Origin of the sequence: Ramlibacter sp. WS9, assembly GCF_003797765.1 — a bacterium.
GTDB lineage: Bacteria > Pseudomonadota > Gammaproteobacteria > Burkholderiales > Burkholderiaceae_C > Ramlibacter.
The window spans coordinates 347,480-361,061 of the sequence record NZ_RKMB01000004.1; the positions used below are offsets into that span (position 1 = coordinate 347,480).

General features: G+C 65.8%; 16 protein-coding genes. 7 read left to right on the plus strand and 9 right to left on the minus strand.

Annotated features, from left to right (window positions below):
• The first annotated feature begins 8 nt into the window (after positions 1–8).
• From EEB15_RS09725 to EEB15_RS09735, 3 genes are read left to right on the plus strand one after another with little or no spacing between them, the layout of a single operon-like run.
• The gene (locus EEB15_RS09725) at positions 9–1,787 is read left to right on the plus strand and encodes a lysoplasmalogenase family protein (RefSeq protein ID WP_141509625.1); all 1,779 of its coding nucleotides are present in this window, start codon (positions 9–11) and stop codon (positions 1,785–1,787) included.
• Positions 1,788–1,804: 17 nt separating this feature from the next.
• Positions 1,805–2,053 carry an AbrB/MazE/SpoVT family DNA-binding domain-containing protein gene (locus EEB15_RS09730; RefSeq protein ID WP_141509626.1) on the plus strand — a complete coding sequence of 83 codons (249 nt, stop codon included), beginning with the start codon at positions 1,805–1,807 and terminating at the stop codon, positions 2,051–2,053.
• Positions 2,053–2,451, plus strand: a complete 399-nt coding sequence (locus tag EEB15_RS09735; RefSeq protein ID WP_141509627.1) for a type II toxin-antitoxin system VapC family toxin — start codon at positions 2,053–2,055, stop codon at positions 2,449–2,451. The genes EEB15_RS09730 and EEB15_RS09735 overlap by 1 nt, the downstream gene beginning before the upstream one ends.
• 19 nt (positions 2,452–2,470) lie before the next feature.
• Here the strand turns inward: EEB15_RS09735 and ruvB are convergent, their stop codons facing one another.
• The 4 genes from ruvB to EEB15_RS09755 all read right to left on the minus strand — a co-directional run bounded on the left by ruvB (position 2,471) and on the right by EEB15_RS09755 (position 7,352).
• A complete protein-coding gene (ruvB, locus tag EEB15_RS09740; RefSeq protein WP_141509628.1) occupies positions 2,471–3,529 on the minus strand; it encodes a Holliday junction branch migration DNA helicase RuvB in 1,059 nt (352 codons plus the stop codon).
• Positions 3,530–4,256: 727 nt separating this feature from the next.
• Positions 4,257–4,832: a Holliday junction branch migration protein RuvA gene (gene ruvA, locus EEB15_RS09745; protein ID WP_141509629.1), complete on the minus strand. Its 576-nt coding sequence runs from the start codon at positions 4,830–4,832 to the stop codon at positions 4,257–4,259.
• A gap of 19 nt (positions 4,833–4,851) precedes the next feature.
• Entirely contained in the window at positions 4,852–5,511 is a 660-nt protein-coding gene (locus EEB15_RS09750; protein ID WP_141509630.1) for a response regulator transcription factor, read from the minus strand.
• A gap of 2 nt (positions 5,512–5,513) precedes the next feature.
• A complete protein-coding gene (locus tag EEB15_RS09755) occupies positions 5,514–7,352 on the minus strand; it encodes an ATP-binding protein (protein ID WP_158290055.1) in 1,839 nt (612 codons plus the stop codon).
• 4 nt (positions 7,353–7,356) lie between these two features.
• On the opposite strand from EEB15_RS09755, the gene EEB15_RS09760 reads away from it, so the two are divergent.
• Both EEB15_RS09760 and ybeY read left to right on the plus strand, forming a co-directional pair.
• On the plus strand, positions 7,357–8,304 hold the full coding sequence (locus tag EEB15_RS09760; protein ID WP_141509632.1) for a PhoH family protein: 948 nt from the start codon (positions 7,357–7,359) through the stop codon (positions 8,302–8,304).
• Positions 8,305–8,325: 21 nt separating this feature from the next.
• The gene (gene ybeY / locus EEB15_RS09765; RefSeq protein ID WP_141509633.1) at positions 8,326–8,775 is read left to right on the plus strand and encodes an rRNA maturation RNase YbeY; all 450 of its coding nucleotides are present in this window, start codon (positions 8,326–8,328) and stop codon (positions 8,773–8,775) included.
• Positions 8,776–8,778: 3 nt separating this feature from the next.
• On the opposite strand, the gene dtd is transcribed toward ybeY, so the two are convergent.
• The 4 genes from dtd to EEB15_RS09785 are packed head-to-tail and all read right to left on the minus strand — an operon-like array spanning position 8,779 to position 10,853.
• Positions 8,779–9,219 carry a D-aminoacyl-tRNA deacylase gene (gene dtd, locus EEB15_RS09770; RefSeq protein WP_141509634.1) on the minus strand — a complete coding sequence of 147 codons (441 nt, stop codon included), beginning with the start codon at positions 9,217–9,219 and terminating at the stop codon, positions 8,779–8,781.
• The gene (locus EEB15_RS09775; protein ID WP_141509635.1) at positions 9,216–10,133 is read right to left on the minus strand and encodes a cation diffusion facilitator family transporter; all 918 of its coding nucleotides are present in this window, start codon (positions 10,131–10,133) and stop codon (positions 9,216–9,218) included. Before EEB15_RS09775 ends, dtd begins: the two co-directional genes overlap by 4 nt.
• Before the next feature lie 16 nt (positions 10,134–10,149).
• On the minus strand, positions 10,150–10,557 hold the full coding sequence (locus tag EEB15_RS09780; protein WP_141509636.1) for a PIN domain nuclease: 408 nt from the start codon (positions 10,555–10,557) through the stop codon (positions 10,150–10,152).
• Positions 10,557–10,853, minus strand: a complete 297-nt coding sequence (locus EEB15_RS09785) for a type II toxin-antitoxin system VapB family antitoxin (protein WP_141509637.1) — start codon at positions 10,851–10,853, stop codon at positions 10,557–10,559. The genes EEB15_RS09780 and EEB15_RS09785 overlap by 1 nt, the downstream gene beginning before the upstream one ends.
• Before the next feature lie 218 nt (positions 10,854–11,071).
• On the opposite strand from EEB15_RS09785, the gene EEB15_RS09790 reads away from it, so the two are divergent.
• Positions 11,072–11,434: a cupin domain-containing protein gene (locus EEB15_RS09790; protein ID WP_233259439.1), complete on the plus strand. Its 363-nt coding sequence runs from the start codon at positions 11,072–11,074 to the stop codon at positions 11,432–11,434.
• 85 nt (positions 11,435–11,519) lie between these two features.
• Positions 11,520–12,218 (plus strand): ankyrin repeat domain-containing protein, encoded by a 699-nt coding sequence (locus tag EEB15_RS09795; RefSeq protein WP_370283480.1) that lies wholly within the window; start codon positions 11,520–11,522, stop codon positions 12,216–12,218.
• Here the strand turns inward: EEB15_RS09795 and tyrS are convergent.
• Positions 12,215–13,447 (minus strand): tyrosine--tRNA ligase, encoded by a 1,233-nt coding sequence (gene tyrS, locus EEB15_RS09800; protein ID WP_141509640.1) that lies wholly within the window; start codon positions 13,445–13,447, stop codon positions 12,215–12,217. The two genes, EEB15_RS09795 and tyrS, sit on opposite strands and share 4 nt — an antisense overlap.
• Positions 13,448–13,582: the final 135 nt, after the last annotated feature.

A 13,582-nucleotide genomic window follows, 5' to 3' on the forward strand; every position in this document is an offset into this window, starting at 1 on the left:
ATCGGGGGATGTCCCCGTCCCAGATCATCGTCCTCGCGACGCCGGTTTTCTTTTTTCTCATCGCGATCGAGTTCGCCTGGGGCTGGGCGCGCAAGCGCAACACGTACCGCCTGAACGATGCCGTCAACAGCATCAGCCTGGGCATGCTCAGCGAGATCACGAAGGTGTTCACGCGCCTGCTGCGCGTGGGCATTTACGGAGCCGTCTACACGACGGTGTCGTTGGTGCCCGTCGAGCAGGCGAAGGAATTCTGGATGACGTGGTACGGCTGGCTGCTCGCGCTGCTGTTCTACGACTTCTGCTACTACTGGCTGCACCGCGCCGGCCATGAGTGCGCGCTGTTCTGGGCGGCGCACGTCGTGCACCACCAGAGCCAGGACTACAACCTCTCCACAGCGTTGCGCCAGACCAGCTCGGGCGCGCTTTTCGGCTGGGTGTTCTACCTGCCCATGGCTCTTGCCGGTGTGCCGCCCCTGGTGTTTGGTGTGGTGGCTTTGATCGACCTGCTCTACCAATTCTGGGTGCACACCGAGCATGTGCCCAAACTGGGATGGTTCGACCGCTGGTTCTGTTCGCCGTCGAACCACCGGGTCCATCATGCGGTGAACGACGAGTACCTGGACCGTAACTATGGCGGCGTGCTGGTCGTCTGGGACCGAATGTTCGGCAGCTTCAAGGAAGAAGACCTGAAGTGCGTCTATGGCACGCGCAGCCCCTTGAACAGCTGGGACCCACTGTGGTCCAACTCCGAGGTCTATTGGTCTTTGGCACAGGATTCCTGGCATGCGCGCAACTGGCTCGACAAGGTGCGCGTGTGGTTCAAGCCGCCGGGCTGGCGCCCCGCCGACGTCGCGGCGCGCTTTCCGAAGCCGCCGTTCGATATGTCAAAAGTCGAGCGCTTTCACCCGCCGCTCACGCGCGGAGTGGCGTGGTTCGGCGGCATCCAGTTCGTGCTGCTGCTGCAATGCGTGGCACTGTTCCTTTGGCAAGCGGACACGATGCCGCTGTCGCAGTCGGGCGTTTGGCTGGCCGCGCTGGCGGCGGGCTTGTGGGCCGTGGGCGCGGTGCTGCAGGGTCGGCTCACGGTCATGGAAGTGCTGCTGGTGGAAGCGGCTGCGCTGGCCACGGCAACGGGCGCGGAAGGCATGGTGGAGTTGCACCGCGTGTTCAAGCCGCTGGCCATGCTTCTTGCCATCGTGTATGTCGCGGAGCGGCTGCAGCTGCGCACTGCGCCGAATCGCTTCGGCGTTCTGCTGGTGGCCGGCCTCGCGTTCTCGCTGGCAGGCGACTGCTTCCTCATGTTCCCGGGCTTCTTCATTCCCGGCCTGGTGTCGTTTCTCATCGCGCACCTGTTCTACATCGCGCTTTTCAAGCAGGGCATGGGTTGGTTCCCGAGCAGGCGGGCGCTGGTCATCACGCTGGGCTTCGGCGCAGCGATGTATGCGTTCCTGTTCAACGGCTTGAATCCCGTGCTGAAGGTCGCCGTGGCCGCTTACGTCGTCGTGATCGCATTGATGGCCGCTCAAGCCATCGGGCGTGCGACGGTGCAGCGCGATCGCGCTTCGATCTGCGTCGCATTTGGCGCCGGCTTCTTCATGCTGAGCGACTCGCTGCTGGCGACCAACAGGTTCGCTTTCCCGTTGCCGATGGCGCAGTTCTGGGTGTTGGCGACGTACTACGTCGCGCAGATACTGATTGCGTGCAACGCCGTGCCTGTCGTTGCGGGCCTGGCGCGCAATCCATCGCACGTTGCGCCGTCGGATGTATTACCATACATTCACCGGTAACACTTCTGGAGGCGCGTATGCCCACCGCATTGACCAGCAAGGGTCAGGTCACGATTCCCAAACACATCCGCGATGCCCTGCACCTTGTGCCGGGTACGCCCGTCGAGTTTTCGGTCGCCTCCAGCGGCGAAGTGGTGTTGCACGCGGCCGCCGCGCCCAAGGGCAAGCGCCGCGCGGGCACGGACCGCTTCGACGCCGTGCGGGGCCGAGCCGACGTCAAATGGCGCACCACTGACCTGATGAAGCTTTTGCGCGCGGAAGATTGATGTTGCTGGTCGACACCAACGTCCTGGTCGATGTGCTGCAGGACGAGCCGCAGTGGGCTGAGTGGTCGATTGGCCAGTTGCGGGCCCAGGCGAAAGTCCATGAGTTGGCCATCAACCCGATCATCTATGCCGAGATGTCCTTGTCGTTCTCGACCATCGAAGGGCTTGACGCCGTGGTGACCCAAATGGAGTTGACGGTGCGGGAGATCCCGAAACCGGCCTTGTTCCTGGCCGCCAAAGCCTTCGCTCAATATCGCAGGCGCGGGGGCAACAAGACACAGGTGTTGCCGGATTTCTTCATTGGGGCGCATGCGGCCGTTCAAGGATGGCCGTTGCTGACGCGTGACGCCAGTCGCTTCAGAACCTACTTTCCGAGCTTGGAGGTACTGGCGCCCTGAGAGGGGCTGTAGCAGCGACTCACTCGGTGAACAGCTCGCCCGCACTCTTTGGCGGTGCCACACCCAGGTGACGGAACGCCGCCAGCGTGGCGATCCGGCCGCGCGGCGTGCGCTGCAGGTAGCCTTGCTGGATGAGGTACGGCTCGATCACGTCTTCGATGGTGTCTCGCTCTTCGCCGATGCTCGCAGCGATGTTGTCGAGGCCCACCGGCCCGCCGTCGAAGCGGTGGATCACGCATTCCAGCAGCTTGCGGTCCATGATGTCGAAGCCCTGCGGGTCGACGTCGAGCATCTTCAGCGCCCTCTGCGCGATGTCCTGCGTGATCTTGCCCGTGCCCTTCACGTCCGCGTAGTCGCGCACCCGGCGCAACAGGCGGTTGGCGATGCGCGGCGTGCCGCGTGAGCGCTTTGCGATCTCGACACCGCCCTGCTCGTCCATCGGCGCCTTGAGCAGGCCCGCGCTGCGCGTGACGATGCGCGCCAGTTCTTCCGCCGTGTAGAACTCCAGCCGCGCCACGATGCCGAAGCGGTCGCGCAGCGGATTGGTGAGCATGCCGGCGCGCGTCGTGGCACCGACCAGCGTGAACGGCTGCAAGTCCAGCTTGATCGAACGCGCCGCCGGGCCTTCGCCGATCATGATGTCGATCTGGTAGTCCTCCAGCGCGGGGTAGAGAATTTCCTCGACCACCGGCGACAGGCGATGGATCTCGTCGATGAAGAGCACGTCGTTCTTCTCGAGATTGGTCAGTAGCGCGGCCAAGTCCTTGGGCTTCTCGAGCACGGGGCCGGACGTCTGGCGCAGATTCACCCCCAGCTCGTGCGCAATGATGTGCGACAGCGTCGTCTTGCCCAGTCCAGGCGGGCCGAACAGCAGCACGTGGTCCATCGCCTCGCCGCGCATGCGGGCCGCGCCGATGAAGATTTCCAGCTGTTCGCGCGTCTTGGCCTGGCCGACATATTCGTCGAGCAGCTTGGGCCGCAACGCGCGCTCGATCGCTTCTTCGTTCGGCGACGCGGGCGCCGCCGACACCACACGCTCCGGTGGCGGCATGTCGAAGTCGTCGGTCTTGATGCTCATTTGTGGTTGTGCAGCTGCACTCTTTGACCTCGCGGCAACGCCGTGCACGGCCGGGCCGCGGCGCGATGGCTACGGCGTCCGGCATCGCTTGCGTTCGCAAGCTCCTGCCGGATACCCCGCGGTGAACGGTCTTGCGGCCCGCGCGGCATAACTCCCTGCGCTTCGCTCCGGTCAAACAGATGCCGCGAGCATGAGACGGTCGCGTCGCAAGCGACGCTGGGCCGCAAGACCGTCCACCGCGGGCGCCTGGGCTTTATTCGCGCCGCGGCCCAGCCATGCACGGCGTTGCAGCGAGATGGTGGCGTGCCAGCGGTGGCGCGCCGATGTTGCAGCAGAAAGGTGAAGCGGTGGCCAACGACCGGTGGCGCGCCAACAAAGTCTCTGCAAAGCTGTGCGTGGGCGGGCTGCGGCGCGAATAAAGCCCAGGCGCTTGCGGCGGGTGACACCGCGACCCAGCACGGCTTCAGCCGTGCGACCGTTTCATGCTCGCGAAAATTGTCTGACCGGAGCGTAGCGCAGGGAGTTTTTTCGCGCGGGTCGCGGGGTCTCCCGGCGCAAGGGATTCGGCAGGAGCTTGCGATAGCAAGTGATGCCGAACGCCGTAGCCATCGCGCCGCAGCCCGCCCACGCACAGCTTTGCCGCGCGGCCTACGAATACAAAGACAAGGAGTCATGGATTGCGGATCAAGTCCGCAATGACAGCCAGAAAGCAATTCGGCAACGAAGCTCATTTATTGAGCGCCTTCAACGCCAGCTTGATGCCTTCGGACACGCCCACGTCTTTCGGCAAAGCCTTCAACGAAGCCGCAGCCTCCTTGTCGCTGTAACCCAGCGCCACCAGGGCCTGCAGGATGTCGACCTGCGCATCGCTGCCCGCACTCATAGCCCCGCCACTCAAATCAGCGCCGAACTTGCCCTTCAGTTCAAGCAGCAAGCGCTCGGCTGTCTTCTTGCCGATGCCCGGCACCTTGACCAGACGTCCGGCGTCCTGCGCCGTGACGGCCTGTGCGATGTCTGCCACGCTCATGCCGCTCAGCACCGACAGCGCCGTACGCGGCCCCACGCCGGAGATCTTGATCAACTGCCTGAACGCTTCGCGCTCGCCGGCGGATGCGAACCCGTACAGAAGCTGCGCGTCTTCACGCACGACCAGGTGCGTGAGCAGCACGACCTTCTCGCCCAGCCCCGGCAGGTTGTAGAACGTGCTCATGGGCACGTCGACTTCGTAGCCGACGCCGTTGCAGTCCACCAGCACCTGCGGAGGATTCTTGTCGGCCAAGAGGCCCTGGAGACGTCCGATCATGAGGCGACCACAAAAGCTTTCACGGATTGACCAGCCCGCGGCGCGCGGCTTCCAACGCAGCCTCGGCGCGCGAGGACACATTGAGTTTGCGATACACCTGCTTGATGTAGTCAGCGACGGTATGGCGCGAAAGGCCGAACTGCTGGGCGATCTCGGGTAGCGTGTAGCCCTTGGCCACGCGCTGGAGAACTTCTGTCTCGCGCGCGGTGAGGCTCACTTCCTCTTCGAGCTGCCGCACCGCGGCCTGCCGCCGTCCGCCCGCGCCGGCGAAGTGCGCCAGCACGCGCCGCGCGATCGGCGGCGACAACGGCGGCTCGCCCAGCGTCATGCGCAGCAGCTGGGCCACCAGCGCATCTTGTGGCTGCTCCTTGAGCAGGTAGCCGAAGGCGCCGGCCTGCAGCGCGGGGAACAGGTGCTCGTCGTCGTCATAGATGGTGACCACCACCGGCAGCGCCTTGGGCTGCTGGAAACGCAACGCACCCACCACGTCCAGGCCGGTGCCATCGGGCAAGCCCAGGTCGATGAGCGCGAGATCGAAAGTGTCGTGCAGCAGGCAACGCAGCGCTTCGTCGCGGCGGCCGACGCTGGTGACCCGCACCTGGGGAAACGCCGCCCGGGCGACGTCGCCCAGCCAGGCCCGGATTTCCGGCAGGTCTTCGACGATCAGCGCGTGGTCCATGGTCACCCGATGGTAGCGGATTCAGCCGTCGCCAACGGCACACAGACGCGCAGCAGAGCGCCGCCGCCTTCGGCCGGCAACAGGCCATGCGTACCCTGCAGGTTGCGCGCGCGACGCTCGATGTTCGGCAGGCCGTGGCCGCGCTGCGACGGGCGCGCTTCCGGCGGCCAGCCGCGCCCGTTGTCCTCGACTTCGAGCGTGAGGCCGCCGCCCGCGAAAGAGATGCGGACGCGGCAGCAGTTGCCTCCGCTGTGGCGGATCGCGTTCGACGTGGCCTCGCGCAGCACGCGCGTGAGCTGCACATGGGTCCGTGCGGGCAGGACCAGCCCCAGCGGCGGATCGGCGGCGTCCCACTCGGCCTGGAACCCGGCCGCCGACAGGCGTGAGACTGTTTCCGCCCGCCAGTCCGCCAGCACGTCGCCGGCCAAGGCGGCCTGGCCCGTGAGGCCCCGCACCGAGAGGCGCATTTCATCCAGTGCTTGCCGCGCGAGGCTGGCCACGCGGTCCGATTCGCTCGCCTGGGCGATGGTCAACAGCTTGGCGCCCAGGTCGTCGTGCAAGTCGGACGCGATGCGCTGGCGCTCGCCATGGGCGGCCTGCTCGGCACGCAGCGTGGTGAGCTGTTCGTAGCTGCGTTCGATCTCGCGCGATTTTTCGGTGACCCGCGCCTCCAGTTCCTGGTTGACCGTCTCCGCGCGGTTCAGGGCCAGCACGAACAGGTTGACGAGGCGCGCACCGATCACCAGGAACACCAGCGGCATCGCGAAGTGGATGACGTGGATCTTGGGCAGCGGCAGCAGGTCGTTCTGCAGCGCGATCTCCACCGCGACCAGTACCACGGCCAGCAGAAGCACCGCCCCCATCAGCCAGAACTGGCGCCGGTGCGCCTTCCACGCCGCGACGAAGAAGTACACCACCGAAGCGAGGAATTCCAGGGCCAGCAGGTTGTAGACCGCGCTCGCCGCGGCCAGGAGATTACTGGGAGCCGCTGCGGCGAGCACCAAGGGCACCAGCGGCACTTGCGCCCACAGCACGGCATCGACCCAGCGGTGACGCCGGTGCACCAGCCGCATGAGGAAAAGAAATGCGCACGCGAGGACCGGCGCGAATGCCGTGCAGATCAGGATCTCCGTGGCCATGTGCGAAAGCGGGACGTTTCGCACGAACAGGCGCGCGCTGAGGAGGGCCCAGCCGAGGGAGAAGAGACCGAAGTACAGCAGGTAGGTGTCCTTGCGACGCAAGGCGGCCAGCGCCAGCATCGACAGCCCGAGCACGGTGATGGTCGCCGCGATGATCTGCGCCATCGTGATGTTCCAGAACAACTGCGTCTCGTGCATCGGCACCAGTGCGTCGCGCGGGCCCAGCACGACATCCGACAGGCCGGCCGCCCGCTGGCGCGCCGAAACCTCCCGCGCCGAAAAGCCCACGACGCGGACCAGCAGTTCGTTGCCCTGCGGCTTCAGCAAAGATCGGGGCGGCGTGAACAGTTGCGGGTAATAGCAATTGCGCGCGACCGGCCCCGTCATCAGGCCGCCGCTGCCGATCAACTCGCCATTGAGGTAGACCTCCAGGTTGGTGCAGGCGCGGCGGATATAGAGGCCCAGCAAACCCGCGTCGGCGGGCGTCTCGAAATGCAGCCGGTACCAGACGGCACCGCTGTGGCCGGGAAAGCCATCCTCCCAATCGTGCGGCAAGGCCACGGCCCGCCAGGGGCCAGGCTGGCCATCGGGCCGCGCAATGGCGGCCTCGGCCCGGCTCAACGTCACGATATCGGCCGCGATGGCACCCTGCCCCATGAGCACGAGGGAAACGGCGACAATCCAGCGCAACCAGAGTTTCATTGCCATGATTGTCCGACACAGTTTCTCCCCGCCAAGCAATGCCCGCCTGGCGCACCTCTGCGGCCCGACCGACGAGCACCTTCGCACCGTCGAAATGGCGCTGCAGGTCAAGATCGCGCACCGGCACGAACAGTTCAAGATCGACGGCCCCAAGGCCAAGGCCCAGCGCGCCCTGGAAGTACTGCAGGCCCTGTACGAGATCGCCGGCCGCCCCATTTCCGCCGAGAAGGTGCACCTGGTGCTTGCGGACGATTCGCCGCTGTCGCAAGACGAGGAAGGCGCCCAGGTTCTGCACACGCGCCGCACCGATTTGAAGGCGCGCACGCCGAACCAGGGTGTCTACCTGGAAAACATTGCCACCCATGACATCACCTTCGGCATCGGCCCGGCCGGCACGGGCAAGACCTACCTGGCCGTCGCCTGCGCGGTCGACGCGCTGGAGCGCAGCGCGGTGCAGCGCATCGTGCTCACGCGGCCCGCGGTGGAAGCGGGCGAGAAGCTCGGCTTCCTGCCGGGCGACTTGTCGCAGAAGGTGGATCCGTATCTGCGGCCGCTCTACGACGCGCTGTACGACCTGATGGGATTCGAAAAGGTGACCAAGGCGTTCGAGCGCCAGGCGCTGGAGATCGCACCGCTGGCCTTCATGCGCGGCCGCACGCTGAACAACGCCTTCGTGATCCTGGACGAGGCGCAGAACACCACGCCGGAGCAGATGAAGATGTTCTTGACGCGCATCGGCTTCGGCGCCAAGGCCGTGGTAACGGGCGACATCAGCCAGATCGACCTGCCCAAGGGGAGCCTGTCGGGCCTGGTGGAGGCCGAACGCATCCTCAAGCGCGTGAAAGGCATCGCCCATACGCGTTTCACGAGCGCCGATGTCGTGCGGCACCCATTGGTCGCACGCATCGTCGACGCTTACGACGCGCAGCGCAAGCGCGAAGGCAAGGCCTGACATGGCCCGTCGCCGACTGCCATGAACCTCAAACTCGACCTGGTCCTGCAATTCGGCCGCTTCCCGAACGCGGCGGCGCATCGCACCGTGCTGCGCAGAGCCCGCGTCGCATCGTGGATCGAGCCGGCATTGCGACACCCCGGCGAGATCGCGGTGCGCATCGTCGGCGAGGACGAAGGCCGCGCCCTCAACCTGCAGTACCGCGGCAAGGACTACGCGACGAACGTGCTCACCTTCGAATACGCACACGATGCCTGGGTCGAAGCCGACCTGGTGCTGTGCGGGCCGGTGGTGGAACGCGAGGCGCGCGAGCAGGGCAAGGCGCTGGAGGAACATTACGCGCATTTGCTCGTGCACGGTGCCTTGCACGCGCAGGGCTACGACCACGAGACCAATGAGCGCGATGCGTTGGAGATGGAGACGCTGGAGATTCTCTTGCTGGGGTCGTTGGGTTTCAAGAATCCCTACTGAGGATCAACGCACGGTGAGCGGGATCGTCACCGGCCCGTCGTTGACCAGGTGCACCTTCATGTCGGCAGCGAACTCACCGGTCTTCACATCGGGATGCGCGGCGCGGGCTTGCGCGACGAAGTAGTCGTACAAGCGCCGCCCGTCATCGGGCGCGGCCGCGTTGGTGAAACTGGGCCGGTTGCCGCCCGACGTGTCGGCCGCCAGCGTGAACTGGCTGACCACCAGCAGGCCACCGCCGGTGTCCTGCACGCTGCGGTTCATCTTGCCGGCGTCGTCGCTGAAGATGCGCAGCTTCAGGATTTTGACCAACAGCTTGTCGGCCTGCGCTTCGGTGTCGCCACGTTCCGCGCACACCAGCACCAACAAACCGGGGCCGATCTCGCCGATGGTGAGGCCGGCCACGTCTACCCGCGCCTGGCTCACTCGCTGGATCAGGGAAATCAAATCAGGTCCTTTTCATCGTCGAAGTGCGCTTCCACATCGCTGGGCAACAGTTGGATGGTCGCGCGCAGCCCCGGCACGGCGCTCATCAGGGCCTGTTCAACGGCGCCCCGCACGGCCGCCGCCCGCCCCAGCGTCCAGCTGGCCGGCATGTGCATGTGCAGGTCGACGAAGCGCCGCTGGCCGGAGCGCCGGCTCGAGAGGTGGTCGAAGCGGATGGTGTGGTGCTGGAAGCTCGCCAGGACCTTTTCGATCTCGGCCATCACTTCCGGCTCCAGCGCCTCGTCCATCAGGCCCTGCGAAGACTTCCACATCAGCGCCGCGCCTTCGCGCAGGATGTTCAGGGCAACGCCGATGGCGACCGCCGGGTCCAGCCAGCCCCACCCGGTGAGCGCCACCAGCGTGATGCCGACGACGACACCGGCCGAGGTCCACACGTCCGTGATGAGGTGGCGCGCATCGCCTTCCAGTGCGATGGAGCGATGCTTGCGCCCGGACTGCAGCATCGCCCACGCCAGCGCGCCGTTGATCGCCGAGCTGAGCACCGACAGCGACAGTCCCCAACCCAGCTGGTCCAGCGGCTGCGGATGCAGCACGCGCTGCACGGCGGCCCAGATGATGCCGAGTGCGGCGACGATGATGAGCAAGCCCTCGAAGCCGGAAGAGAAATACTCGGCCTTGTGATGGCCGTACGGATGGTCCGCATCGGCGGGACGCCGGGCGATGGTGACCATCAGCAAAGCGAAGATCGCGCTGGCCAAGTTGACGAACGACTCCATCGCATCGGACAGCAGGCCGACCGAGTCGGTGATCCACCAGGCCAGTGTCTTGAGCGCGATGGTGAGGACCGCCACCGCGATCGATACGCGGAGCAGCAAAGTGGGACTGAGGGATCGCGCGGTGTCGGCGAGCGGCATGAAAGCGATTGTCGCCCTAGTGCGGACGGCCCGGGTAGACCAGCAGCGCAGGCTCGATTTGCGCGAGCGCAAGAAAATCGCGGTCGTTGTGCACGAGCAGCGCGCCGTGTTCCAGCGCGATCGCGGCGATGAGGCAGTCGTTCGGCTTGCGGATGGTGAAGCCCTTGGCGCGAGCTCGCCGGTAAAGCTGCGCGGCAACTTCATAGGTGGAGATTTCGCGCGGCTCGAGGATCAGCGCGGACCACAGAAGCTGACGGACGTATTCATACTCCGCCTCGTCGCGAACGCCTTGCAGCACCTCCTGGAAGATGATGCCGGTCGTGGCAATCTCCTCGTGGTCCTCGCGCGTGTCGACATAGCGCGTACCGTCCGTCGCTCGGCCCTTGTAGGCGTCAATCCAGACGGACGAATCGAGCAGCAGCATCAGCGCTTGCGCCGCGACTTGGCCGCGCCAGGAGCAGGAGGGGCAACCTTGTACGTCGCGACGCCCTGTTCGACGCGGTACTTGCCCGGCGGTTCTCCAGGCTCCGTCTTCGGGTCGTAGTCGGGCCAGAATGTGTCTTCCGTGGCTCGGCCCCACAGATCGCGGATGCGCGGGCGTTTGGCTCGCGCCACCATCTCGCGCAGGGCACGGTCCACCACTTCGCGCTTGGTGCGGGCACCTGACACCTTCATGGCCTCGGCCACGATGGCTTCGTCAATATCGATGTTGGTGATCATGTTCCATATTGTACATAGCATGTACAAATCAGCAACATGACGTCGGAACAAAACACAGGCTCAAGGGTTGACCCCGACCCTCACCGGCGCGTCCGTCGCTAGCATGCGGGTGCGCGGCTTTGCGCGAACACCCACAAGGACTCCTCATGAAGAAACCGGCGCAAACCCTGTCCCTGTCCCTGGCCCTTGGCTCCCTGCTCATCCTGGGCGCCTGCGCCATGCAAGCCCAAGCGCCCGCAGCGGCTCCCGCGCCGGGCGCGTCTGGCCTGTCCCGCACCCTGGTCGGCCGCGCCGACGTGTCCGTGCCGGGCCGCGAGGCGGTGATCGCGCGCGTCGAAGTGGCGCCGGGCGCCAAGGCCGGCCGCCATACACACCCCGGCGACGAGATCAGCTACGTGATGGAAGGCGAAGCCACGCTGCTGATCGATGGCCAGCCGCCGCGCAAGGTGAAGGCGGGCGAGTCGTTCGTCATCCCGGCCGGTGTGATCCACGACGCGCACAACGACTCGAAGGCACCGATCAAGCTGGTCGGCGTGTATGTCGTGGAGAAGGGCAAGCCGCTCGCTTCGCCGGCGCCCTGATCGCGCTCATGTGCAGCCTGCCTGCTTATCGAAGCTACGCGCAATGCGCGGTGGCCAGCCTGGACAAGGTCAAGGAGTTGCTGAAGTGAGAACGGCCCTGCGCGCACTGATCGCCCTGCTGCTGGCCATCGGTTCCGCGGCGAGCCTGCCGGTGCTGGCACAGGTGGGGCCGACGCCGGCCGAGGCATCGAGCTACAAGGGCTTGCACGCCGCCGCGCACCGCGGCGACGCGGCCCAGGTCGCCGCCCTGGCGGCCGCCGGGGCCGACGTGAACGCACGCGACGGCAACGGCCGAACGCCGTTGCACGTGGCCACATTCGCGCGGCAGCGAGATGCCATCCGTGCGCTGGTGAAGGCGCGCGCGAACATCGACCTGCTGGAAAGCGACCGCTACGACGCGGTGACGATCGCGTCGGTCGCCGACGACGAAGAAACGCTGCGTGTGCTGCTCTCCCTGGACGCCAGCGCAAAGCAGGTCACCAGCCGCTACGACGGCACGGCGCTGATCGCCGCGGCGCACCTGGGGCATGACGGCGTGGTCCGGCAGCTGATCGCCGCCGGCGCGCCGCTGGACCACGTGAACAACCTGCACTGGACGGCCGTGATCGAAAGCATCGTGCTGGGCAACGGCGGCGCGCGCCACCAGGCGACGTTGAAGGCGCTGATCGACGCCGGCGCCAACCTGCAGCTGAAGGACCGGCAGGGCAACACGCCGCTGGCGCTGGCCCGCTCGCGCGGCTACACCGCGATGGTCGCGATGCTGGAGAAGGCCGGCGCGCGCTAGGCCAGCGTGACGCGGGCGAACTTGCGCTTGCCCACCTGCACCACGTAGGTGCCGGCTTCCAACTTCAAGCCCTTGTCGCTGACGACAGCGGAATCGATCCGCACGCCACCGCCGTCGATCAGGCGGTTGGCTTCGCTGCCCGATGGCGCCAGCCCGGCCTGCTTGAGCAAGGCTCCGATACCCAGCGGCGCGCCGCTCAACTGCATCTCGGGGATGTCGTCGGGCACTCCGCCCTTGCTGCGGTTGGTGAAGTCCTGCTCCGCCGCGTCGGCGGCCTGGGCGCTGTGGAAGCGTGCGGTGATCTCCTTGGCGAGCATCACCTTCGCGTCCTTGGGATTGCGGCCGCCTTCGATCTCTTTCTTCAGCCCGGCGATCTCCGCCTCACCGCGGAAGCTCAGCAGCGTGAACCAGCGCCACATCAGGTCGTCGGAGATCGACAGCACCTTGGCGAACATCGTGTTGGCGTCTTCGCTGACGCCGATGTAGTTGTTCTTGCTCTTGGACATCTTCTCGACGCCGTCCAGGCCCTCGAGCAACGGCATGGTCAGGATGCACTGCGGCTCCTGGCCGTATTCCTGCTGCAGGTGGCGGCCCATCAGCAGGTTGAATTTCTGGTCCGTGCCCCCAAGTTCCAAGTCGCTCTTGAGCGCCACCGAGTCGTAGCCCTGCATCAGCGGGTAGAGGAACTCATGCACGCTGATCGAACTACCGGCCTTGAAGCGGTCGTGGAAGTCGTTGCGCTCCATCATCCGCGCCACGGTGTACTTGGCGGCCAGCTGGATCATGCCGCGAGCGCCCAGCGGATCGCTCCATTCGCTGTTGTAGCGCAGTTCCGTCTTGCTCGGGTCCAGGATCTTGTCGGCCTGGGCGCGGTACGTTTCCGCATTGGCCTTGATCTGTTCGGCCGTGAGCGGCGGGCGGGTCGTATTGCGGCCCGACGGGTCGCCGATCATGGACGTGAAATCGCCGATCAGGAAGATGACGGTGTGGCCCAGGTCTTGCAGCTGCCGCATCTTGTTCAGGACCACGGTGTGTCCGATATGGATGTCAGGCGCTGTAGGATCAAGTCCGAGCTTGATGCGCAGCGGAACGCCCGTCGCGTCCGATTTCGCCAGTTTTTTCAGCCAATCTTCTTGCGGAATCAGCTCTTCCGTGCCGCGCAGCGAAACGGCCATGGCTTCGCGCACACGGTCGGTTACCGGAAATGTTGTAACAGAGGCTTGATTCATAAGGACTTTTTCTGGATCGGCGGCGAGCGGGTCGTTATACTCGCGCCAGTTTTCGAAGGTTGCCGATTCTAGTTCCGGCAATTTTCCCGCTTTCACCCCGTCCGGGCCCCCAGGGTGTAACTGTCGGGAACCGCC